The 24,298-nt window shown below is 56.1% G+C and carries 18 protein-coding genes; 8 read left to right on the forward strand and 10 right to left on the reverse strand.

Annotated features, from left to right (window positions below; genetic code table 11):
• Positions 1-14: 14 nt before the first annotated feature.
• Genes hmgA through phhA form a run of 3 tightly spaced genes read right to left on the reverse strand, consistent with a single transcriptional unit; the run spans position 15 to position 3,419 of the window.
• Complete coding sequence (gene hmgA / locus LKO31_RS14635) at positions 15-1,403, reverse strand: homogentisate 1,2-dioxygenase (RefSeq protein ID WP_227691316.1); 1,389 nt, start codon at positions 1,401-1,403, stop codon at positions 15-17.
• A 15-nt stretch (positions 1,404-1,418) separates the two neighbouring features.
• Positions 1,419-2,495: a 4-hydroxyphenylpyruvate dioxygenase gene (gene hppD / locus LKO31_RS14640; protein WP_227691317.1), complete on the reverse strand. Its 1,077-nt coding sequence runs from the start codon at positions 2,493-2,495 to the stop codon at positions 1,419-1,421.
• Between the two features lie 24 nt (positions 2,496-2,519).
• Positions 2,520-3,419, reverse strand: coding sequence for a phenylalanine 4-monooxygenase (gene phhA, locus LKO31_RS14645; RefSeq protein ID WP_227691373.1), 900 nt, complete (start codon positions 3,417-3,419; stop codon positions 2,520-2,522).
• Positions 3,420-3,529: 110 nt separating this feature from the next.
• On the opposite strand from phhA, the gene LKO31_RS14650 reads away from it, so the two are divergent.
• A complete protein-coding gene (locus LKO31_RS14650) occupies positions 3,530-3,991 on the forward strand; it encodes an Lrp/AsnC family transcriptional regulator (RefSeq protein ID WP_227691318.1) in 462 nt (153 codons plus the stop codon).
• 44 nt (positions 3,992-4,035) lie between these two features.
• Here the strand turns inward: LKO31_RS14650 and LKO31_RS14655 are convergent, their stop codons facing one another.
• From LKO31_RS14655 to cysD, 5 genes are all read right to left on the reverse strand, one after another.
• Positions 4,036-5,172, reverse strand: a complete 1,137-nt coding sequence (locus LKO31_RS14655) for an epoxide hydrolase family protein (protein WP_227691319.1) — start codon at positions 5,170-5,172, stop codon at positions 4,036-4,038.
• Between the two features lie 138 nt (positions 5,173-5,310).
• On the reverse strand, positions 5,311-8,856 hold the full coding sequence (locus LKO31_RS14660) for a CHAT domain-containing tetratricopeptide repeat protein (protein ID WP_227691320.1): 3,546 nt from the start codon (positions 8,854-8,856) through the stop codon (positions 5,311-5,313).
• 209 nt (positions 8,857-9,065) lie between these two features.
• A complete protein-coding gene (locus tag LKO31_RS14665) occupies positions 9,066-9,818 on the reverse strand; it encodes a 3'(2'),5'-bisphosphate nucleotidase CysQ (protein ID WP_407699292.1) in 753 nt (250 codons plus the stop codon).
• Between the two features lie 23 nt (positions 9,819-9,841).
• Positions 9,842-11,755, reverse strand: a complete 1,914-nt coding sequence (gene cysN, locus LKO31_RS14670) for a sulfate adenylyltransferase subunit CysN (RefSeq protein WP_227691322.1) — start codon at positions 11,753-11,755, stop codon at positions 9,842-9,844.
• Positions 11,755-12,666, reverse strand: coding sequence for a sulfate adenylyltransferase subunit CysD (cysD, locus tag LKO31_RS14675; protein WP_227691323.1), 912 nt, complete (start codon positions 12,664-12,666; stop codon positions 11,755-11,757). The genes cysN and cysD overlap by 1 nt, the downstream gene beginning before the upstream one ends.
• An 84-nt stretch (positions 12,667-12,750) precedes the next feature.
• On the opposite strand from cysD, the gene LKO31_RS14680 reads away from it, so the two are divergent.
• Positions 12,751-13,845 carry a helix-turn-helix transcriptional regulator gene (locus LKO31_RS14680; protein ID WP_227691324.1) on the forward strand — a complete coding sequence of 365 codons (1,095 nt, stop codon included), beginning with the start codon at positions 12,751-12,753 and terminating at the stop codon, positions 13,843-13,845.
• 7 nt (positions 13,846-13,852) lie between these two features.
• On the opposite strand, the gene LKO31_RS14685 is transcribed toward LKO31_RS14680, so the two are convergent.
• Entirely contained in the window at positions 13,853-14,512 is a 660-nt protein-coding gene (locus LKO31_RS14685) for a TetR/AcrR family transcriptional regulator (RefSeq protein ID WP_227691325.1), read from the reverse strand.
• Between the two features lie 118 nt (positions 14,513-14,630).
• Here LKO31_RS14685 and LKO31_RS14690 point away from each other — a divergent pair, with 118 nt between their 5' ends.
• From LKO31_RS14690 to LKO31_RS14700, 3 genes are all read left to right on the forward strand, one after another.
• Entirely contained in the window at positions 14,631-16,415 is a 1,785-nt protein-coding gene (locus LKO31_RS14690; protein WP_227691326.1) for an FAD-binding protein, read from the forward strand.
• A 108-nt stretch (positions 16,416-16,523) separates the two neighbouring features.
• Complete coding sequence (locus LKO31_RS14695; protein WP_227691327.1) at positions 16,524-17,042, forward strand: nuclear transport factor 2 family protein; 519 nt, start codon at positions 16,524-16,526, stop codon at positions 17,040-17,042.
• 213 nt (positions 17,043-17,255) lie between these two features.
• Positions 17,256-19,523 (forward strand): TonB-dependent receptor, encoded by a 2,268-nt coding sequence (locus LKO31_RS14700; protein ID WP_227691328.1) that lies wholly within the window; start codon positions 17,256-17,258, stop codon positions 19,521-19,523.
• Between the two features lie 353 nt (positions 19,524-19,876).
• On the opposite strand, the gene LKO31_RS14705 is transcribed toward LKO31_RS14700, so the two are convergent.
• Positions 19,877-21,571: an FAD-binding protein gene (locus LKO31_RS14705; protein ID WP_227691329.1), complete on the reverse strand. Its 1,695-nt coding sequence runs from the start codon at positions 21,569-21,571 to the stop codon at positions 19,877-19,879.
• Positions 21,572-21,830: 259 nt separating this feature from the next.
• On the opposite strand from LKO31_RS14705, the gene LKO31_RS14710 reads away from it, so the two are divergent.
• The 3 genes from LKO31_RS14710 (at position 21,831) to LKO31_RS14720 (ending at position 24,260) form a co-directional block, all read left to right on the forward strand.
• A complete protein-coding gene (locus LKO31_RS14710) occupies positions 21,831-22,592 on the forward strand; it encodes an SDR family NAD(P)-dependent oxidoreductase (RefSeq protein WP_227691330.1) in 762 nt (253 codons plus the stop codon).
• Positions 22,593-22,661: 69 nt separating this feature from the next.
• The gene (locus LKO31_RS14715; protein WP_227691331.1) at positions 22,662-23,369 is read left to right on the forward strand and encodes an EthD domain-containing protein; all 708 of its coding nucleotides are present in this window, start codon (positions 22,662-22,664) and stop codon (positions 23,367-23,369) included.
• Between the two features lie 18 nt (positions 23,370-23,387).
• Positions 23,388-24,260 (forward strand): SDR family NAD(P)-dependent oxidoreductase, encoded by an 873-nt coding sequence (locus LKO31_RS14720; protein WP_227691332.1) that lies wholly within the window; start codon positions 23,388-23,390, stop codon positions 24,258-24,260.
• Positions 24,261-24,298: the final 38 nt, after the last annotated feature.

Raw genomic sequence — 24,298 nt, forward strand, 5'->3', positions numbered from 1 at the left:
CCCTATCGTGCCGCTTATCGCTGCGACGCTGATGTTGTTTCGGGCAATTGGGCTTTGGGAAAATTGTCCCAGCACCGATCATAGCCTTGTTGCAACAAGCTGGTTTCTAGCGCCCAAGGAGTTGTTGTAAAAGGGAAATTACTTTCCAGCATAAAGGCCATCGTGCCATCCAATTTTTGGGGATGCAGCGCGGCATCAATGGCGGCGTGATAGCTGGCAGAATCAGGGCCATGGGCGGCCATACGGTTGTGCAAACTGGCCCCGCCTGGTGCAAATCCGCTGGCTTTGGCGTCATATTCGCCGCAAATCAGGCCCATAAACTCGCTCATGATATTGCGGTGGAACCATGGCGGGCGGAAACTATGTTCGGCGACCATCCAGCGCGGCGGGAACAGCACAAAATCCAAATTGGCGGTGCCGGCATGCTGACTAGGTGATGTGAACAGGGTAAAAATCGACGGGTCGGGATGGTCAAAGCTGACGCTGTTCATTGTGTTAAATCGGCGCAGATCATAGCGATAGGGCGCGGCATTGCCATGCCAAGCCACCACATCAAAGGGACTGTGATTTTGGGTCATCGTCCAAAGATGATTTTGAAATTTCTGGATGATTTCAAATTCTTCGTCGATATTTTGAAAATCCGCATGGGGGGCCTCAAAATCGCGGGCATTGCCCAAGCCATTGGCCCCGATGGGGCCGAGTTCGGGCAAGCGAAAGGGCGCACCATGATTTTCGCACACATAGCCACGGGCAAAATCGTCCAGCAATTCCACCTGAAAGCGCAGACCGCGCGGGATCAGCGCGACCTCTAAGGGGCCGATTTCCAGCACGCCCATTTCTGTACGAATATGTAGCCGCCCTTGTTGGGGAATGATCAGTATTTCCCCATCTGCCGAAAAGAACGCCCGATTTTTCATCGAACATGTTGCGGTATAAAGATAAATTGTGCCGCCCATATCGCTGCCGCTGTCGCCGTTCCGGCAATAGGGGATGAGGCCGGAGACAAAATCGGTCCCGCCCTCTGCCATGCTATTCTGTTCGGCGTCATGCGGGGCGGAAGCGGAGAGGGGGGCGGGCAGGGGGTTCCAGCGCAAGCGATTGGGGGATGCCACACCCCCGCCATCGCCCAGCCCGCGCCATGAAGCGGGGCAGGGCAGGGGGGCATAAGGCGGATGGGCGGCGCTGGGGCTCAGGCGGTATAGCCAAGATCGGCGGTTTTCAGCGCGCGGCGCGGTGAAGGCCGTCATGGAAAATTGCTCGGCATATAGGCCATAGGGCACATGCTGCGGCGAATTTTGTCCAATAGGCAAGGCCCCGCTGACCGCCTCGCTGCTATGGTGATTGCCAAAGCCGCTTAGTGGTGGGCGGGTGTCCGCCAGATTAGAATGTGGACCGCCGGACATAGCCGTTCCTTTTGCTTATGATGGTTGCTGCACCGCGATCACGCCTCGGCGGATCTGGTCCAGTTCAATGCTTTCAAACAAGGCCTGAAAATTGCCGTTGCCAAAGCCTTCATTGCCCTTTCGCTGAATGATTTCGACAAAGATTGGCCCGAACAGATTTTCGGTAAAAATTTGCAGCAAAATACCTTCGCCGGTCTGGGCGCTGCCATCAATTAAAATGCGGTTTTGGCGCAAACGCTCTAGGTCTTCGCCATGCTCTGGCACGCGCTGGTCGACCAGATCATAATAGGTTTCGATCGTGTCTTGCAATCGTACACCCCGTGCCCGTAGTTTTTCGATGGTGCTATAAATATCGTCGGTCGTGAAGGCCAAATGCTGAATGCCCTCGCCATTATATTCGCGGATAAATTCTTCGATTTGGCTGTTGTCATCTTGGCTTTCGTTCAACGGAATGCGGATCGCACCGTCGGGTGCGATCATCGCTTGGCTGAACAGGCCCGTTGCTTGGCCCTTGATATCAAAATGCTTTTGTTCCTCAAAGTTGAACAGGCTGCGGTAAAAATCGCTCCACACATGCATTTGGCCGCGTCGCACATTATGGGTTAAATGGTCCAGCAAATCCAAGCCGACCTGATTGTCGGCCTCCGCCTGTTGCCAACCCGCAATTTCTGACCAGTCAGCATAAAGATTTTCGCCATCTTTGATGAAATATAGATAAGATCCGCCAATGCCTTCGATCACCGTGTCGGCTTCGATGGTCGGTTTGGCACCATGGGCCAAGGCCCATGCGAGCGCGGCATCGGGGTCCGCTACACGAAATCCCATGGCGCTGGCGGATGGGCCATGCGCGCTGCGAAAGGCGGTAATGCGCGGGCTATCGTCTTCATTCAGCATCAAATTGATGCGGCCTTGCTTGAAACGGGTGATGTTTTTGCTGGGGTGACGATGGCTAGCGACAAAGCCCAATTGTTCCAACTGTGCCCGCATTTGCTGTGGGTCGGGGGATGTGAATTCCACAAATTCAAAGCCGTTGAGACCCAAGGGATTCTGCGGGTTGGCGGGGGTTGGCGGCGTGTGGGGTATGGCGGTCATGTCATTAGGTCCAATCATGAGCAATCAGAGACTATGGGGTGAAAGTTGATCGTCGCGCGCGGCGCGGCCCGCCTGCTGGCGCGCATAATCTTGGGTGCCGCGGGTGATGGCGGCGTCGCTGGGCAGCAGGGTGGCGGGCGACAGGCTGGGTTGCTGCGCAAGGTCGCGGTATAGCGGCGCAAAATCCTGTTGGCGCGTTTCGGTCAACAGATCGTCAAAGCTGTCGATCACGAAATAGCATTGTTGGAAATCATCGATGCGATAGTCGGTTCGCATCACCCGTTGCAGGTCAAATTTGATGCGGTGGGGCGATGGGTCGCGCAGCGCAAAGCCGCATTCCCCAAAGGACGATACCAAGCCTGCGCCATATAATTTCACATCGTCATTTTGGAGTATCAGCCCAAATTCAATGCTATACCAATATAGGCGGGCCAAATAGGGCAGGGCGTTGAGGCCACTGGCGCGCAGGCCTGCTTGGCCATAGGCCTGCATATAGTCGGCGAAAATGGGGTGGGCCAGCATTGGCACATGACCGAAAATATCGTGGAAAATATCGGGTTCTTGCAAATAATCCATCTGGTCTGCTGTGCGGATAAAGCGCCCCGCCACAAAGCGGCGATGGGCCAGATGGTCAAAGAATAAAGCGTCGGGGATCAATCTGGGGACGGTGATGATCTGCCACCCCGTGCGCTGCATCAGCGTCTCCGACAATCGCTCGACATTCGGAATGCCGCCATCACTCAGCCGCAATAAGGATAGTCCATCCAGAAATTCATCGGCCGCATGGTCCCGCAACAAGCGGGTTTGGCGGGCAAAAAGCTGGTCCCACCGCGCATGTTCGGCGGCGGTATAGGACGCCCAATTTTGCGCCACGCTGCCGTCGGCGTTGGGGGTAAATCCGCCGGATGATGGGACATTTTCCATTGATATATTTTGCACGATATCGGTGAAAATATGTTTCAAATTTCACGTCTTATGCCTGTATAGTGAAACATATGGTTCGATATTTTCTAAAAACTGAAATGAAATGATCGATGAAAGATTTGGACGCGATTGACCGGCGAATCATCAAGGCATTGCAAGAAGATGGCACGATCACCCACAATGACTTGGCGGAACGGGTGGGCGCCTCTAGCGCGTCTTGTTGGCGCCGGATTAAGGCCTTGGAGGCAGCGGGCGTTTTGGGCCGCACCGTGCGTTTGGTAAACCCCCAAGCCATTGGGCGCGGGGTGAATGTTATGTGTAATGTGCGGATGAACAGCTATACGTTGGACGTGCGGCAAGCCTTTGAAAAATTTGTGCGCGACCGTGCCGAAATTATCGAATGTTTTTCTATGTCCGGCGATTGGGATTATCTGATGCGCGTCGTGGTGCCGGACGTCGAGGCCTATAATCATTTCATGATGCATAGCCTGCTCAACCATCCATCCGTGGCGGGGGCGTCTTCGCATTTTGCCTTGGCGCACACCAAATATAGCACCGCTTTGCCAGTGTGATGGGCGGGGCAGCGTCCAAACCGGCGAACGCCACGCCCCGATCCTCACCGCAATTGGGCGAAGCAGGTCCGCAATTCTTGGGTGAAAATTTGGGGCTGTTCCCACGCCGCAAAATGACCGCCGCGCGGCAATTCATTCCAATGGATCAGCTGAGGCATCAATCGTTCGGCCCAGCGGCGGGATGGACGGATGATTTCCTTGGGAAAGACGCTGACCCCCACGGGCAAATCCAAGGCGGTGGGCACGAAATTGGCAAAGCTTTCCCAATATAGCCGCGCCGATGATGCGGCGCTGCGCGACAACCAATATATCATGATATTGTCCAAAATCGCATCGCGCCCCAGCAAGGCTTCGCAATCGCCATCATGGTCGGTCCATTCGTGGATTTTCTCATAAATCCAAGCGGCTTGTCCCACTGGGCTGTCGGTCAGGCCATAGCCCAATGTTTGCGGGCGGGTGGATTGAATGCGGGCATAGCCATTGCCGTTTTGCTGATAATCGGCGGCCGCCGCCAAAGCCGCCATTTCGCTGGGCGATAAATTGGCCATATCCTCTTCATTGGGCATGGCCAGCGCGAAATTCAGGTGGATACCCAAACAGCTTTTGGGGCGGCTTTTGCCAATGGCGGTGGTGACCGCGGCGCCCCAATCCCCGCCTTGGGCAACCCAGCGATCATAGCCCAAATGCTGCATCAATTCTGCCCAGCACAAGGCGATTTGATCGACGCCAAATCCGGCGGTTCGGGGTTTTTCCGAAAAGCCAAAACCGGGCAGGGCGGGGATGACCAGATGAAAGGCATCGGCTGCACTGCCGCCATGGGCTTCGGGGTTGGTGAGCGGGTCGATGACATTTAAAAATTCGGCCACCGAACCCGGCCAACCATGGGTCATCACCATGGGCAAGGCCTCTTCATGGCGCGAGCGTATGTGCAGAAAATATATATCGATGCCGCCAATGCGGGTGACATATTGCCCGATATTGTTCAGCCGTGTTTCAAACCGCCGCCAATCATAATCTTGCCGCCAATATTCGCACAGGCTTTGCACCTTATCCAGCGGTGCACCTTGGCTCCAATCGCCGACCGCCTCGCGCTCTGGCCAGCGGGCGGCGTCCAAGCGCCGCCGCAAATCGTCCAATTCGCGTTCCGCGATATTCAGGTGAAATGCGTGAATGTCCGCCATATGCTGTCCCCCGTCCCACATATCCCCACCCTGCGCTGTTGTCGGCGCGGGCGGTGTTGGGGGGAATATGGCACGATGATGGACAATTGCGACAGGATTTTACGGGCGCAGCCTAGCGTGCGCCTCAGCCCGCCCGCCTCAATCGAAATTGGCGATATTGGTAAAGGCCGCCCAAGCGCTGGGGTGCGCCCAGTCCGATTTCCAGCCCGCCAGCTTGCTGCCATCCGCGCGCTGGCCCGTGCGGACATAGGCCATGGCCGTGGACAGCGCCTGAGCGCGGCTGAGGGCGGGCTTATTTTGCTGCACCGACAGGGTTTCCACCGTCAGGGCGGCGGTGGCATCGTCGGATACGCGCCAATGGCTGGCCAATAACGCCTTGGCCCCTGCGAACAGAAATCCGCGCGCCAAGGCCGACAGGCTGTCATTCCCGCCGCTATTATGCGCCGATGCCGTATTACACGCCGACAAGATCACCCAATCGGCGGACAGGTTTAATTGGGCGGCCTCGCTGGCGGTCAGCAATCCGTCATCCAAATTGCTGGGGTTGTTGGGCGGGGTTAAGACCAAGCCCGGTTCGCCCATCCCCAAAATTGGGTCGGGTAATAGTCCGTGGGTGGCAATGGCGATGATGCGGCTGTTCGCCAGCAAGGGGTCCTGACGCAAGGCTTGTTCGGTGGCCTGCTGCGCCAGCACCAGATTTTTGTCGGGCGTGCCCAGCAATTTCGCCAGCGCCGTCAATTCGGTGGTGGTGCCGGGCAGGGGGGCCAATTTTCGCAAAGCGTCGGGATCGGCCAAGGGCGCGCCCGATCGGGACAGGCTGGAAAATACCCCCACCCCAGCGCCCACGGCGGCGCGGGTTGCCCCCTCGCTGCCTTGTAAAATTGGCGCGCCATAACCGCGAAAATTCACGCTGACCTTATTGTTCCCGCTGGACGTCGCCGCGCCATTGGTGCTGATCGTCCGCACATCGCGGGGCAGGGTGAGCGCGGCGACCGAGGGCAGGTTGGTAAAGGCATAGCGGTCCGCCAGCCATTGGGCCCGTGCCAACATATCAGGGTCCGCGACATCCGCCCCCACGGGCATGGGGGAAGCAGACAGCATCGCCAGCGGCAAATCGCCCAGCTTGCCCGATGCATTGACATAGAGTCGCTTGCTATTGGCCAGCAAGGGTTCGATGGGCGCAAATAAATGCTGATACAGACGGTGGGCGGTGGCCAAGTCAAAACGGCGGCGGCCATTTAATTCTTGTTCGCTCATGGGCATGGCGTCCAGCTCGGCGGTGCGGGCGGCGGAACAGGTTTCCACATCCACATCGCAGCGCAAGTCGCCAATATCCTTCATCATCATCGCCAATTCGACATTGGGGCGGCTCCACCCGACCACATTGGGTGTAACGACAAACAGATGCATGGTGTTGGCGGCCTCGGTCATCAGCAACAAGGCTTCGTCGGGCTTCAGCGCCTTTTGCACCTCGGCCAAGCCAGCGGGGCGGGGGGCCACCAATTGGCGATATTCGGGATAGCGATGGTCAATTTGGGCGCTCAACTCCGCAAGCTGGGCGCGCACGCTTTCCAATTCCCCGCGCAGCTTGGTGGCGGTGACGCTTTGCCCCTCACTCAGGGCGCGGAGCAGATTTTTATCCAGCATCTGAGCCTGCGCGGCCAGATTTTGTTCCTGCCGCACGGTTTCGGCCATTTGCGGGCTTTTGGCCGCATGGCGCGCAGCGGTTTGCATCATGGCGCGGCCCGACGCCGAACTAATGGCATCTTGCGCCGCCATGAAGGCGCGGTCTTGCAGGCGCGATTGCTCCGCCGCATCGGGCGTATGGCTCATCAGGCTGAAGGCGGCGTTCATATAGCTGGTGTAAATTCCGCGATCAGGGTCCGCTTGTCGGCGATCCAGTGCCGACAGGCCCAGGGCATCGCGCCCCATCGCTTCGCGGCTCAATCGGCGGTAAATGTCCATGGCCTTGCCTGCCATTTGCTCTGCCTCTGCCGCCCGCCCTTGACGGTTGAGATTGGAGCTCAGGCTTTCATAGGCCCGCGCCGTATCAATATGCTGATCGCCAACCGCATGTTGGTAGATCGCCAAGGCTTGGCGGTAATAAGGTTCGGCGGTGGCATCGCCTTGGCCGGCACGGGTCAGGGCGCTGGCGGTTTGGTGATAGCTGGTCGCCGTCAACACATGCTGTTCACCCAGCACATGCCGACGAATATCAAGCGCCTTGCCCATATAGGATGCGGCCTGTTGATGCTGGCCCGCTATGCTCAGCTCGCCGCCCAATGCGCCATAAGCCCATGCTGTGTCGATATGGTCGGTGCCCATGGTTTTTTCATAAATTCCGACGGCGCGCGATGCCATCTCCTGCGCGGCGGCGGCATCGCCATTGTTCCGCTGAACGGCGGCATAGTTAATCAGCAAAATAGCATAGGATGGATGGTCGCTGCCCGTCAGGCGTTGGCGCAAATCCAAAGCGCGGCGATACATGGCGTCTGCTTCATTATAACGCCCCTGTGCCGCCAGATTTTGGGCAATATTGCCATACAACACCGCAACGGATTCATTGCCTTCACCATTGGCGGCGCGGCTGATGTCCAAGGCCTTGCGCAGCATGGGTTCAATCACGCTGGGCGGGCGGCCTTGGTTTTCCATGGTCAGCGCCAGATTATTATAAATTTCACCCGTTAACGGATGGGCCGCACCCAATTTTTTCTCGCGAAGTGTCAGCGCGCTGCGATAGGCAGCCTCGGCTTCATCAAAGCGGCCCGCCCGCCCCAGCACATAGCCCATCGCTGCATGGCCCAGCGCGGCGTCCGCGCTGTCGGGGCCGGAACTGGCCTGCCACATCGCCAAGGCTTGTTCGGCCTTAGCCATGGCGGGTTGTTGCTGGCCCATATCGGAATAGTTGATGGCGCTGTTATACAGACGCAAAGCGACGCGGCTATTCGGCCCGCGCGACAGGCTTTGATCAATGGTCAGCGCCTCTGCCAACATCGGCTCGGCGGCTTGATATTGCCCGCGCGCCCGCAAGATAACGGCCAAATTCCCATAAGCACTGGCCGTTTCCAAATGATGCCGCCCATGAACCGCCAGATTTCTGTCCAGCACGCTGCGATATAGGGCCTCTGATGCGGCCAATTCGCCCACATTATGCAGGCTGGCGGCGACATTGCTGTCTGCGATGATCGCTTTGGGGTCATTGGCACCCAGACTAGCGGTGCGTTCGCGGGCAATATATTGGCGCAGCGGCAGGGCATCGGCAGACCGGCCTTGTGCGACATAATTGGCCGCCAAAAATCCGGCGGCGACCAATGTTTCTTCGTGGCGGTTGCCCACTTGGGCCAAATTTTGTTCATAGAGGCGGCGACGGATCGGTTCGGCGGCGGTCCAGCGGCCTTGGCTTTCCATGCTGCCGGCCATCAACCGATAACCCAGCCCGGTCATGGGGCTGTCGTCGCCATATTCCTTGGCGGACAGCGCAATCCAGCGTTCATATATTTTCTGCGCGGCGGGAATGTCGCCGCCGCGTTCCAAATCCATGCCTTTGTTGATCAGATCTAGCATTTTTTGCTGATCATCGTTCAGCGGAGCAGGGCTGTCTGCTTGGGCCACTGCGTGGGGCGTCACAAACCATAAAGGCGCGGTGATCAGGGCGGTGATCAGCTTGTTTTTGGTGCGTGGCATCAGTCTGCGACCCTTTTTCTTTGTTCGGACAGGTTGTTCTTGCCGGTTCTTATGCAAACTAGCCCAGCAGATCGGCTGTGACGATCCTCACGCTTTGAAAATTATCCACCTTTTTGGGCATAAGGGCACGAATGATGGCTTCCCAAAGAAAAGGGGCACAGCGGGCCTATATACCTGCTGTGCCCCTTGATCATCAGCCATGCCGAAAATCAGGCCGCTATTTCCGCCTTTACGTCGGCAATCATGTCCAAGATTTGGTCGGCATGTTCTTTTCGGCATATGAGGAGGTCGGGCAGATAGACGTCGGCTTGGTTATAGACCAACGGGCTGCCGTCGATGCGCGAACAATGGAGGCCGTGGGCCGCCGCGACGGCGACGGGGGCCATGCTGTCCCATTCATATTGGCCGCCCGAATGCAGATAAATATCAGCTTGGCCCAAAATGATCGCCATGGTCTTGGCACCAGCCGATCCCATGGGGACCAGCTCTGCGCCCAGTCTTTCTGCCACAGCCAGCGCTTCGCTGGCGGGGCGGGTGCGGGACACCACCATGCGCAGCTTTTCAGGCGCAGGGGGAAGGGGGCGTGGCTGGTCGGAACGCAGCACCGTGCCGCCATCCAAATCGGGCAGGGCGACCGCACCCAGAACCGCTGTGCCATTCACCGCCATGCCGACATGCACCGCCCAGTCGGGCCGTTCTTCGCCATATTCCCGCGTGCCATCGACGGGGTCGATAATCCAAACCCGTTCTTGGGTTAGGCGCTCGGCATTGTCCTTTTCCTCTTCGGACAATAGGCCATCGGCGGCGCGGGTTTCGCGCAGCGCATGACACAGAAATTGGTTGGCGGTTTGATCGCCAGCCTTGCCCAGCGCTTTCGCGCTGAACAGGCCGGAGCGACGCACTTCGATTAAGATACGTCCTGCGACATCGGCCAAATGGGCCGCCAAATCGCCATCGCTCATTTGGGTGTGGTCCAAGGCTTGGGTCATGGGATCAACCTTGCGATAATGGCATCCGCCGCTTCTTCGGCTGACATGATGCTGGTGTCGATGTGGATTTCGGGATTTTCGGGCACTTCATAAGGGCTATCAATGCCCGTGAAGTTGCTGAGTTCGCCTTGGCGGGCCTTTTTATACAAACCCTTGACGTCCCGTGCTTCGGCAGCGGCCAGACTGGTATCGATATGGACTTCGATAAACTCCCCAGCTTCCATCATCTGGCGCACCATGTCGCGTTCCGACCGGAAGGGCGAGATAAAGGCCGTGATGACAATCAAGCCCGCATCGGTCATCAGCTTGGCCACTTCGCCCACGCGGCGGATATTTTCCACACGGTCGGCATCGGTAAAGCCCAGATCGCGGTTCAGGCCATGGCGCACATTATCGCCGTCCAGCAAGAAAGTATGGCGGTTCATCCGCGCCAATTTCTTTTCGACCAAATTGGCGATGGTGGATTTGCCAGCGCCTGACAGGCCGGTGAACCACAAGACACTAGGCCGCTGGTTCTTGATGTTCGCATGAAATTCGCGAGTGACATCGGTGGCCTGCCAATGGACATTTTGGGCGCGGCGCAGGCTGAAGTGCAGCATACCAGCGGCGACCGTGGCGTTGCTGATCTTGTCGATCAAGATAAAGCCGCCCAGCGACCGGTCATCATCATAAGCCGCAAAGGTCAGCGGCTTGTCGGTGGCAAGATTGGCCACACCAATGGCGTTGAGGTCCAGCGTCTTGGCCGCCAGATGCTCCATCGTGTTGACGTTGATCTGATATTTGGGCGCTTGCAGCGATACCGACACCATTTGCGTGCCCAGCTTCAGCCAATAAGGGCGGCCCGGCAGCATTTCTTCGTCGGCCATCCACACCACAGTGGCTTCGAACTGGTCGGCGCTTTGGGGCGGACTATCCGCCGCCGCGATCACATCGCCGCGTGAACAATCGACTTCATCGGCCAAGCAGATGGTCACCGATTGCCCAGCAATGGCTTGTGGCAAATCGCCGTCCATGGTGACGATGCGGCTGACCGTGCTGGTCTTGCCTGACGGAACAATCCGCACGGCATCACCAACGCGCAAAGTGCCCGATCCGATCTGGCCCGAAAAACCACGGAAATCCAAATTGGGGCGGTTGACCCATTGCACCGCCATGCGGAACGGCTGGTTCTGGGCCGCTGTCTGGTTGACCTCGACCGTTTCCAGATGCTCCATCAAAGAAGGGCCGCTATACCAAGGGGTGTTGTCGCTCAGCTTGGTGATATTGTCGCCCTTGAAACCCGAAATCGGAATGGGCGTGAAGGCCGAAATACCAATGCTGGCGGCAAATTCGCTATAATCTTTCAAGATTGAGTCATAGACGGCGGGATCATAATCCACCAAGTCCATCTTGTTGATGGCCAGCACAATATTTTTGATGCCGATCAAATGCACCAAATAGCTGTGGCGGCGGGTTTGCACCGACATGCCTTTGCGGGCATCGACCAAGATAACGGCCAGATCTGCGGTGGATGCCCCCGTGACCATGTTGCGCGTATATTGTTCGTGGCCGGGTGTGTCCGCGACAATGAATTTGCGCTTTTCCGTCGAGAAAAAGCGATAGGCCACGTCAATGGTGATGCCTTGTTCACGCTCGGCGGCCAAACCATCGACCAGCAAGGCAAAGTCAATTTCCTGACCTTGTGTGCCCACGCGCTTGCTGTCGGCTTCCAAGGCGGCCAACTGATCTTCAAAGATCATCTTGCTGTCATAGAGCAAGCGACCGATCAGCGTGGATTTGCCATCGTCGACGCTGCCGCAGGTGATGAAGCGCAACATGCTTTTATGCTGATGCGCGTCCAGATAGGCATCAATGTCTTGGGAAATCAGATCATCGACCTGATAGACGCTTTCTTGGGCTGCTTCCAACATCAGAAATACCCCTCTTGCTTTTTCTTTTCCATGCCAGCGCCGCCAGCGTCTTTGTCAATCGCGCGGCCTTGGCGCTCCGATGTGGTGGTCAGCAACATTTCCTGAATCACTTCGCTGAGCGTCGCCGCTTCGCTTTCCACAGCCCCCGTCAACGGATAGCAGCCCAAGGTGCGGAACCGGATCGAGCGTTCCACCGGCACTTCGCCTGCTTCCAAGGGGAAGCGATCATCGTCGACCATCACCAACATGCCATCACGTTCCACGGTCGGGCGCTTGGCGGCGAAATAGAGCGGGACGATGGGGATATTGTTCAGCTTAATATATTGCCAAATATCCAGTTCCGTCCAATTGCTGATCGGAAAGACGCGGATGCTTTCGCCCTTGGCTTTTTGGGCGTTATACAGGTTCCACAGTTCTGGACGCTGGTTCTTCGGGTCCCAGCCATGGCTGGCGGTGCGGAAGGAATAGATGCGTTCTTTGGCCCGCGACTTTTCCTCATCGCGCCGTGCGCCGCCAAAGGCCGCGTCAAAGCCATGAAGGTTGAGAGCCTGCTTCAACCCTTCGGTTTTCCACATATCGGTGTGCAGCGCGCCATGGTCAAATGGGTTGATCCCGCGATCAACGGCTTCTTGGTTATGATAGACCAGCAATTCCATGCCGCTTTCGCGCGCCATCTTGTCGCGCAATTCATACATGGCGCGGAATTTCCACGTCGTATCAACATGCAGCAAGGGGAAGGGCGGCGGCGAAGGGTAAAAAGCCTTGCGCGCCAAGTGCAACATAACCGCGCTGTCTTTCCCGACGGAATAGAGCATCACAGGGTTTTTCACCTCTGCCACAACTTCGCGCAATATATGGATGCTTTCCGCTTCCAGACGCTGAAGATGGGTGAGCGTTTGTGGATCTGTCATCTTTCCTCCCAATTTCTATGTCCCAGCTATGCAAGACAAAAATTACAACTGGACCTCCCATATGGGAGGTTGTAGAAAAAAAGGATGATCAGGCCCAATGACAGCAATTTACTTTTGGCATTGCATGATGGTGCGTCCGATGAGCCCTATTGGGGCGGCTTTTTGGACATGCTGCGGGAGAGGACAAAAACCGCGCGGACCTCTATTGTTTTACGCCATGAAGCAGAGGGGCAGGCGGTCTATTTCTTTTCTGGCCAGCATCCCCCGCCGGACCAGCAGAGCATCTCTCGCGATAAATTCTCGCGTGCCCCCGCGCCCTATCAAAATATGCGCGATGGGCGGGTCTATGCATTGGAAGAGCTTCTGGACCTCGCCAATGCGGACCACCGCGCCATTTATGGCGAGATTATCTTGCCTTGGGGTTTGCCAGAAAGCCGGACTATGCGCGTAACCGTCGAGGGGGGCTTAACCTTGTGGCTGGGCTGCGCAGGGGGGCCCGGCATTGGTTGGTCCGCGATCAGCGCATTGATGGCGTCACTGGCACCCCATTTGCGCGTCGCCTTTCGGAATTTTTCGGCGCTGGAAATGGCCAATATGCGGGTTCATGTGTCCTCCGAAGCCTTTGAGCGCCGCGATTTTGGTTGGGTGACGTTGGACGCGCGGTGCCGCATGGTGGACGCCAGCCCGCATATCGAGGATTTGCTGCGCCGGTGCCATACGCTGCAACGCGATCGTTATGGCCGTTTGACCCCGCGCTCGCCCGCCATTGATCGCGAATTGACGGCATTGATAAAAAGCTATGCGGAACTGGGCCATGGCCCAGCCAAAGCGATCAGGCTGAGCAGCGACCCACAAATGGAAATGCTGGTGCGCCCCATGAAAGACGGGGCTTTGTCCACCGCATCCTCTCCGGTTGCGATTGCTTATCTGAGCGGTGATCATTGGTCCCATGCGGACCGCTGTGACCAATTGGTCGATCTGTTCGGCCTGTTGCCCAGCGAAGCGCGTTTAGCATGGGCCTTGGGACGCGGCCTGTCGATTAGCGAAGCCGCCGAGGAACTGGGCTTGCAGGTGGAGACGGCGCGCTACTATAGCAAGAAAATATATGCGAAAACGGGCGCCCGCGGACAAGCAGAGTTGGTACGCAATATTTTGATGAGCGTGTTGGGAATGGGCTGACCCGGGGTTATTGGGTTGCCGTTGCCGGAAAGGCCGATTGGACGCCCCCCAGAAATATATCGACCGCCATTTTGGCATGTTCGCGCTGTTCCTCCAGCGGCGGTATGTGCAGCCCCAGTCCAGCGGACCGCAAGGGACCAGCTAAAATCATATCTTGCAGCATCAACATCATACGGTGCTTGTCGGCAGTCGATATAGGGCTGGTCATCGGGTCGCGGTCCAAAACCGTAAGCAAAGCCGCGCGGCCTGGGAAATGTTGGTCCTCGTCGCTCAATTTCGCAAGCTGGGGAAAACGCGCGGCTTCGGCCATGATGATGCCGTGCATACGCACCATTTTTGAATCCAGCATTGCTGTTAAAATTTGTTCCGCGACATGAATCAGCGCATCGCGCAGCGGGCGGTCGCTGACGAAGATGTGATCAAAGCGCGGGGCCAGCATGCGATTGCTCACGGCGATGAACAGCGCCTCCTTGCTGCCAAAACGGGCATAGATCGTTTGTTTGCTGGTGCCGGCTTTGGCGGCGATGGTGTCGATTGCGCCGTTGCTGAAGCCATGTTCCAGAAAAATATCTTCGGCCGCATCCAAGATAGCGAGCTGCAATTTCTGGGCGTCTGCGCGGGCAGGGCGGCCGCCTTTGCGGCGGGGGGACGGATTATCGTTCATCATCGGACCTCAATAACTTGACTCATAGTTAAGTTTATTTTTAAAAGCTGTCTAGCAGATAGGCCGCAACATCACCGCATGCACGGGTTGATGTTGGGCGGAATGGAAAAGGTTACAAAGAATGAACGAGATTAAGGGCGCGGCCTATATTCCCCCCAACCCGTGGAAGAATGACCGTGCGAAAGCCCCGCCGCCGCCCGCGGGACAAGATATTCGGCAATGGGGATTGGCCATTGATGCGCCGCTGGTGTTGAACAATCCCGACACCCATGATTGGCAGGACAGTGCGGATGTGGTGGTGGTGGGCCTTGGCGGTGCCGGCATTGCGGCCGCGCTGGAAGCCTTGGAAAATGGCTTGAGCGTCACGGCGCTGGACCTTTATGATGGGGGTGGGTCGTCGGCGGCCAATGGCGGTGTTTATTATGCGGGCGGCGGAACCTCTATTCAACAAGAGGCGGGCGTTTTGGATGACGCCAAAGCGATGGAGGATTATCTGCGCTTTGAAGTGGGCGATGTGGTGTCCCCAGAAACGCTGACCGATTTTTGTGAGCAAAGCGCTGGAACATTTGAATGGCTGCGCCGTCATGGTGCGCCGTTCAGCGCGACTTTATATAGCAAGAAAACATCCTATCCCCCGCTGGATAAATTTTTATACCATCCAGACAGCAGCTTGGCCGGCCCGTTTCGCGACCTGACGCCGCCCGCCGCGCGCGGGCACCGTACGGTGCATCGCAATGGCAAAAACCCCTTTGGCTTGGGTGTGGGTATTTATGCCCCCTTAAAGGCCGCCGCTTTGGCCAAGGGGATGCGCTTTCATGACCATGCCGATGTGCGGCAATTGGTTCAAGATCGCCAAGGGCGGGTCATTGGCGTGCGCGTTGAGCGTCTGGCGGACCCACAGCTGCGAGCGGATCATGCCCGCTTGATTGCCAAGGCCAGCAAATGGATGGGTATGTTGCCGTCCACTCTTCCGGGCGCGCAGGTGACCACGCGCATAGGTTATCGCTATTTGGAAAAGGCGCATAAGCTGGCGAATGCTGCGCGCACCAGCCTGTGGATCAGGGCGCATAAAGGTGTGGTGCTGAGCGCAGGCGGATTTATCTGTAACCCCGCGATGGTCGAGCATTTTGCTCCAGATTATGCGGCGGGTCTGCCCAATGGAACCTTGGGCGACAATGGCAGCGGCATCATGTTGGGCGTGTCGGTAGGCGCGCAAACGGGTCTGATGGAGCGGGTGTCGGCATGGCGCTTTTTGTCCCCGCCCAAGGCGTGGGGCCAAGCGATGGTGGTCGATGGCACCGGCCAGCGTTTCTTGAATGAAAGCTGGTATGGCGCGCGCATTGGTGACGAATTGGTCGAACGCCATGCAGGGCGCGGTTATATCATCATGGACCGCAAATTGTGGAAACAGTCGCTCAAAGATGCGTTTGGCGAAGGTGTGTTGACCTTTCAACGCGACATCACCTTGATCAACGGCCTGTTCGGCGCTGCCAAGGCCAAGGACCCGCAAGCTTTGGCCGCGAAAATGGGCTTTGACCCACAAATATTTGCGGAATCCTTGTCGGCGTATAACCGCGCTGCGGGCGGCGTCGAAGCCGATGCGTTCCACAAAACACCGGATGAAATGGCCGTTTTGGACCAAGGCCCGTATTATGCGGTGGATATGTCGATTGATGCGCGGCTCTTCCCCTTGTCCTGCATGACCGTTGGCGGTCTGGTTGTGGACGAAAAGACAGGCGCGGTGAAGGATAGCAGCGGCGCGGTAATGGACGGGCTTTATGCCGCAGGTCGCAATGCGGTGGGCATTTGTTCCAACCTTTATGTCAGCGGATTAAGCTATGCGGATTGCATTTATTCGGGACGGCGGGCCGCGCGGGCCATGGCGAAAGAGGGCGCGCAGCCCTAGCATTTGCCCATGAAAAGCGAATGCAGTTGCGATATGAAGGACTTATGGGCACATCAGCGCCTGTTTGGAATTTATATCGCACAGGATTAACGGATTTAGGGAGGGCATATGTCCACACAGATTGAACAGATTTTGGCGCGTTTGGACCAATTGGAATCCAAAGAGGCCATCCGCGAGTTGAAATCCCGCTATTTGCGCGGCTGTGATACCAAGCAGGTGGAGGATATTCGCGCGACGATGTTGCCGAATGTCGAGATTGATTATGAAGGATTCCCTCCTTTTTCCGATCGCGAAGCCTTTTTGGCCATTTATCAGCAAATGGCTTGCCAACCGGGTGTCTATGACATTCACCATGCGACCAACAGCGTCATTACCTTTCAGGGGCCCGATGAAGCGACCGGACATTGGTCGCTCAATTTCCGCTCCGTCATCGTGTCGATGGACCTGATCACCCAATTGGGCGTGGAATATGAAGACCGTTATGTGCGCGTCGATGGCGAGTGGAAAATTGCGGCAACCCAGTCACGCCGGACGTCTTGCTTGATGCAGAAGGTCGATGAGCAAGGCAGTGCCCGCTATATTGCATTGGGCGAAGCCCCCGCCGCCTATGGCGAAGAAACGGCGTAAAGCTAGATAGCTAGGTTCTGACCCTAGGAACCATGCGGCGGGATAGGCCCTGCCGCATGGTTTTTTTGCAACATATTTTGATAAATATAGCGCAATGATGGCATAAACATTGATAGAATGCTTAATATGCGCATAGATCGCCGCCATTCACTATGCATTTAAATTTTCCTCGCATGTTTTTGTGCGAAGGGAATGCGTGCGGAGAGAGCGATTATGAAATTATTGAAATCCACATCCTATTCCATTTTGGGTGCAGCGATGCTGGCGGCTGCGCCATCTGTCCACGCCCAAGAAGATGACGGCGGCATCGCCGACATCGTCGTAACGGCGACCAAAATGGGCGAAACCCGCCTGCAAGCCACGCCCATCGCGGTGACGGCCTTGTCCAGCGATGATATGGCATCGCGCGGCATTCGCGACGTGCAAGACCTGAAGGCCTTGGTGCCCAGCCTGCAAGTTGCCGACCTCAGCGGTTATACCCAAATGTTCGTGCGCGGCATTGGGTCGAACATTGTGTTCATTGGTTCGGACCCCAGCACGACCCTGCATTTGGATGGCGTCTATCTGGGTCGGCCCATGTCCTATATGAATGACTTTTTGGACGTTGAACGCGTCGAAGTGCTGCGCGGTCCCCAAGGGACCATTTATGGCCGCAATTCGGTTGGCGGCACCGTCAACGTCATTTCGCGCAAGCCCAGCACGACCCCATTAATGGAATTGCGCGCCGAATATGGCACCTATGACCGCTATGCTTTGAAAGCCTATGCAACCGCGCCCATTGGCGACGGCGGCGCAGCTTTTAGCATCGCGGGTGATGTTTCGGGTCATGACGCATTTCGTGAAAATATCTCGACCGGCGATGATATGGAAAGCCTGCGCTCGCGCGGCGTACGTGGTCAATTGCTGCTGCCATTTGGCGGCGTCCACAGCCTGACTTTACGTGCCGATTATGGTCACCAATCGGGTTCGATGGGTGCTTATCCCAAATTATTGGGCCCTATTGGTGATGCTGCAACCGATGGCATTTTGGGTGACCCTGATAAAGTCGCGCTGGACGCACCAGCCCACACCGTCATGCGTAACTATGGCTTTGCCGGTGAACTTGATATTGCGGTCAGCGACGATATCACGCTGCGCAGCGTGACGGCCTATCGCGGTCTTCGCGGCAATATTCAAAATGACAGCGACAGCAGCCCGCTGTCGATCTTGCCGATTAACATTGGCCCGATCCGCCAGAATCAGTTCAGCCAAGAAATCAACCTGATCGGCAAAAACGATCTGGTCGATTGGGTTGTCGGGGCTTTCTACTTTGACGAAAAGAACCGTGAAGATTTGACGCTGGCGATTGTGCCAGAGAATTTCACTCATGTTCAGCGCCCACATTTGCGCGCGAAATCGCTGGGTCTGTTCGCGCAAACCGAATGGCATTTGACGGAACAGCTCTCCTTCGTTGCGGGTCTTCGCTACACCAAGGAAAAGAAGAGCTATCAGCTGCTCGACAAATATGTTGTTGGGGCAATCTCGGATCCCGCACTGGCCGATCAGGCTCCGGTCGTGATGCTGCCCGGCGCGACACCGAATGACCCGCTGATTCCATGGCAGTTTACAGTCGATACCAGCCGCAAGGATGATGCCTTCACGCCGAAATTTGGCCTGAATTACAAGCCAAATGATAATGTAATGGTCTATGCATCGGCGACGCGCGGCTTCAAGAGCGGCGGTTACGACTTTGGCGCGCTCAACTATGAAAATTCGGTTGCGGGTTTCGCACCGGAAAAGCTGTGGTCCTATGAAGCAGGGATTAAGTCCGACTGGTTCGGTCGCCGCCTGCGCGCCAACCTGACCGGCTTTTATTATGACTATAAGGACCTGCAGGTTCAGGGCTATTTGAACGACGGTCTGGCCTTTGGTGCCACCACCAACAATGCTGCCTCCGCCCGCGTCAAGGGTTTGGAATTGGAATTGCTGGCTCGTCCGCTGAGTGGTTTCAGCCTGTCGGCCAATTTGGCTTATTTGGATGCGACCTATAAGAACTTCACCGATGCTTCGGTTGGCCAGCTTCAGTTTGACGCATCGGGCAAGCGCCTGAACAATGCGCCGAAATGGGCCGGTACCATCGGCGCGGCCTATGAACTGGGCCTAGCTGACGGCAGCCGCATTGAATTTGGTGCGGACCTGCGTTTCCAAAGCAAGATCTATTTCACGGCTTTGAACGGCGGCGGTAAAGTGGTGGACAACACCAATTCGGCTAATCCCGTTGACCGTGTGATCGCAAATTATCTGGAACAGCAGCGCGGCTATGAAGTCGTGAGCGCGCGTATCGGTTGGAAGGACGCGGACGATCGTTTCGGCATCAATTTGTTTGCGTCGAACTTGTTCGACAAAAATTATATTGTCGGCACGGCCAATTACACGCCAGCCATTTCGGCACGTCAGGGCCGTCCTCGTGAAATCGTCGGCCAAGTGTCGATGAAATTCTGATCAAGCGTGGAATGGTCAAGTCTTGGACGGAGCGCCGTGATTTAACCGTTCGATCTGCTGGATATTAAATGACAGAATAAGCCGCTTGGTATTCCCAAGCGGCTTATTTTATATTTGGCTGTTGGCCGGCCTTCGATATCTGTAGTTTTGTGGCACGGATTTAGTGTAGGGTGCACCTGTTCTTATAAGCGGAGCAGTCGAGATAAATTTAACCGATAATAAAGATTATGTTAAATTAAATATGTGCGCCATCACTCTATCGGATAAGAGCGACGCCATAGAAAACCCCCGCGGAGCATCAGCTCGCGGGGGTGATCATATCTTTCATAGGCCCCGCAGGGCCGCTGGCTTTGTTAGTCGTTCACACCCAGCATATCGCGCGCAGCGATATAACCAAAGGTCATGGCTGGGCCAATCGTAACCCCTGCACCCGGATAGCTTTCGCCCATCGCCGATGCCGCATTGTTCCCGACAGCATAAAGACCGCCAATGGGTTGACCGTCATTACCCAAAACGCGGGCCTTGTCGTCGGTCAGCAGGCCGCCGTTGGTGCCAATGTCACCGGGATAGATGGGAATGGCATAAAAGGGCCCTTGGTCCAGCGGACGCAAGCATGGGTTTGGCGCTTGGCGCGGATCGCCATACATTTTGTCATAGGCGGCTTGACCGCGCTGGAATTCGGGGTCTTCGCCATTTTCCGCATGTTGGTTGAAGCTGCGAACGGTGTCGCCCAAGGCCTTGGGGTCAACGCCCATTTTCTGGGCCAATTCCTCGATCGTGCGGCCTTTTTTCAATATGGACCGAACCGCGCCATTGTGCATCCAATCCGGCATCAACGGATAGAGCGGGCCCATGGGATAATTGTGGCGATAACGATGGTCAAACACCATCCAGCTTGGGCTTGCGTTGCCATATTCTTTTTCTTGCTTGGCCATAATTTGACCAACCACATGATAGGATGCCGCCTCGTTCAAGAAACGTTTGCCGCTTTGGTTCACCATGATGCAACCAGGCAGCGCGCGTTCAATGGTGGACAGGCGTCCACGATCTTCGCCGGGCACATAAAATACTGGGGCGGCCCAGGCCGATTGCATGTTCAGCGTTTTCGCACCCAAGGCTTGGCCCGCGCGAATGCTGTCACCCGTGTTGCTGGTCACACCGCCGGAATAAAGGGCTGTTTGATAGAGCGGTGCATTTTCGTCGCGCATTTGCTGGTTTTTATCAAAACCGCCGGCGGCCAGAATTACACCCTTTTTGGCCTTAATCTTCAAAATCTTGCCGTCATGACGGATCAGCGCGCCGACAACCCGGCCATCTTCGCGGATCAATTCTTCCAGCGGGCTTTCCAGCCACAATGGCACATTTTGCCGATTGAGCGCCATGCGCAGGCCGCCGGTCAAGGCATTGCCCAAAGTCAGGCGGCGATCCTTGCCCGACGTAAAGCGGAACGGCAGGTCCAGCCAATAGCGTGCCAAGCTTTTGGCCAGCAGCATTTGCCAACCCTTGGAGCGGTATAAAATCGAGTAAGTTTCGTCAAAATGCCAGTTCAAATAGCCGAACAAGCTGGCGGCTGGGGATGCATAGCGCAGCGAGCGAACATCATTGCCCAGCTTCTTGCCGTCGATGGGCATCGGCATGTGGGTGCGGAAACCCGTTGGCGAACCGCCCGGATTTTCAGCGTGATAATCAGGGTATGGAAAGGCCAGATATTGGACATCGGTATTTCCCATCAACCAACGCAGCATGGGGCCAGCGTTGGTGACATAGGACCGAATATTGGCATCGGGCACATTGTCGGCACTCAGATGGCGAAGATAGGTAAAGGCATCGTCCAGATTGTCTTCAAAGCCAGCCGCTTTTGCGACATCGCTGCCCGGAATCCAAATGCCCGCGCCGGACGTGGCAGAGGTTCCGCCCCATAGTTCGGCTTTTTCGACGATCAGTACATCGGCGTGATTTTTGGCAGCCACCAACGCGGACAACATGCCGCCAGCGCCGGACCCGACCACCAAAACATCAACTTCTTTATCCCAATTTCCTGTCGTCATCCTCATCACCTTCGCTGGCTTTGGCTTGGCAAATGTCCCAGCAGTGCATCGGGCAATGCGGGCCAAAGCTTTATGGGCGTTATCTATCCCCAAAGATTTGGCATAAGGGACACCCAACATCAAGCATCTCATTTTTTATATACCGTAGAAAATATTGCATCACAAAGCGCAAATTTTCTGTGTTTTGGGATTTAGTCCTTGCAATTGCGTAAATTAAAACAAATTATTATGCGATAATAGAGCGGGAGATGTTTCGGGTATGTCGCATTTATCAGCCAAGGTGGCGCTGGTCACCGGTGCCGGTCAAGGCATTGGCCAAGGGACCGCGCTGGCTATGGCCGCCGCTGGCGCTGCTGTGGTCGTCGCAGGCCGAACCTTGGAAAAAGTCGAAGAAACACGCGCCGCTATTGTTGCCGCTGGCGGACAAGCGCATGCGACTGCGTGCGATGTGAAAAATCCTGCCGACCTTGCACGGGCGGTTGATGCCGCCGTTCAGCAATTTGGCGGTTTGGATGTTTTGGTCAACAATGCCCAAGAAGTTCCGCTGGGTGCGCTGAATGATGTCACCGACGAAGCCTTTTTGGCGGGCTTTGAATCGGGGCCCTTGGCCACGATGCGCCTGATGAAATTGGCGCGGCCCCATATGGTGGCGCGCGGCGGCGGTACTATTTTCAATTTCACCTCCTCTGCCACCATTCGTTGGGACATGAGCGGCTATGGTGCTTATGCGGCGGTGAAACAGGCTGTTCGGTCGCTGACCCGCGCCGCCGCAGCAGAATGGGGGCCGGATAATATTCGTGTCCTCAGCATTGCACCGCACGCGGAATCCCCTGCGCTCAAAGCGTGGATTCAAGGCAATCCTGATGAAGCAGAGGCTTTCTTTCGCACCATTCCGCTGCGCCGCATTGGGCAGTTGGAAGAGGATATCGGCCGTGCGCTGGTGGCGCTGTGTGCGACAGATTTGTCCTATTTAACGGGCGCGACCATTCCGCTGGATGGTGGCCAAGCCAATTTTGACTGAGCCAAACCAAGCCTGATTGCGAAGGCCCATATGGCTCGGACGAATTGATTTTTTGGGAGAGGTTGTTTCATGGAAAAAGTCATTGCTGCCCTATGGGCGCCGGACGGCGAAAGCCGCGCGACATTTAATCAGCGCCTGCTGGAAGAATTGGTGCCAGAATTGCAAGCGGCGGGCGCCCTGCATATTCGTTTGAACTTGCGGGACGATGCCGTCGAACCAGCCCAAAGCCTGACGCAAATTTGGCAAGCCCCTCAACAAGATGCGGTGGCGCAATTTTGGGTGCCATCAAGCCATGCAATGTTTTTTGGCGCTGTCGACACGGTTTTGAACCAATATAGCGCGCACCACGCGGCATGGCTGGTGATCGAATCGACCATCATCCCCAATAAGGACCATCCGCCAGTGCGGGGCGAGCGCAGCTATGGCTGGAGCCAGATGGCCTTTTTAAATTTCCGCGTCGATCAAAGCCATGCGGAATCCATCCAACATTGGCATGATCATCACACCAATGTCGCCATCGTCACCCAAAGCAATTTTGAATATGCACAGAATTTGGTCATTCGGGCGCTTACCCCTGATGCCCCGAAATATGATGCCATTGTCGAAGAATGCTTCCCACCCGAAGCGATGAGCGATCCGGCGGCCTTCTTTGACGCGGTGAATGACCCAACATTGTTGGAAGATAATATCCGTCGCATGATGGAAAGCTGTGCAGGCTTTTTGAAATTTGGTGAGTTGGACGTGATCCCAACTAGCCAATATGTAATTCATGATTAATTTTACGGGAATAAAAATATGACAAATCCAAAAGTTGCGCTGGTAACTGGGGCCAGCCGCGGAGCCGGTGCTGGGATTGCACGTGGTCTGGGGGAATTGGGCTATACCGTCTATGTGACGGGGCGCAGCGTCACCACAAGCGATGCCAAAGGTTGGGACGGTTCTGTCCTGCCGGGCACGATCGGCGAAACCGCCGCGCGCGTGACAGAATTGGGCGGCAAAGGCATTGCGGTGGCATGCGACCATAGCAATGACGAAGATGTTGCACGGGTGTTTGAACAAATCAAAGCGGAACAAGGACGTTTGGACCTGTTGGTCAATAACGCGGCCTATATGCACCATCAGTTGATCGAGAAAAAACCTTTTTGGGAAAAGGAATTGGATGCGGTTAAGTTGCTCGATGTGGGCCTGCGTTCGGCCTATGTCGCTAGCTGGTATGCAGCACAAATGATGGTACCGCAAAAAAGCGGCTTGATCGCCTTTACCTCCTCCTTTGGTGCGACCTGCTATATGCATGGTCCAGCCTATGGCGCGCAAAAGGCGGGCGTCGATAAATTTGCGCATGATATGGAATTTGATCTGCGCGATACGGGTGTTTCCACGGTATCCTTGTGGCTTGGCCCACAAATCACTGAACGCTCGGCCATCGCCCGCAAAACCAACCCCGAACAATATGAGCAATTTATTGCCATGGCCGAAAATCCCGAATTTTCCGGTCATGTGCTGGATGCCATTTCCAAAGCGCCCAATATTGCAGATTTGTCGGGTCAGACGGTGATTGTCGCCGAAATCGCCAAGGAATTGGGGATTCAGGATCGCGGATATGATCGCCCATCGCACCGCGAAATGCTGGGCAGCCCGCGCCCTAAAAATCCCGCGGCTGTCTATTAAAATACACGCTTTTCAGGCGGTAAAATCATAAAAGGGCG

Origin of the sequence: Sphingopyxis yananensis (genome assembly GCF_020687785.1) — a bacterium.
Lineage (GTDB): Bacteria > Pseudomonadota > Alphaproteobacteria > Sphingomonadales > Sphingomonadaceae > Sphingopyxis > Sphingopyxis yananensis.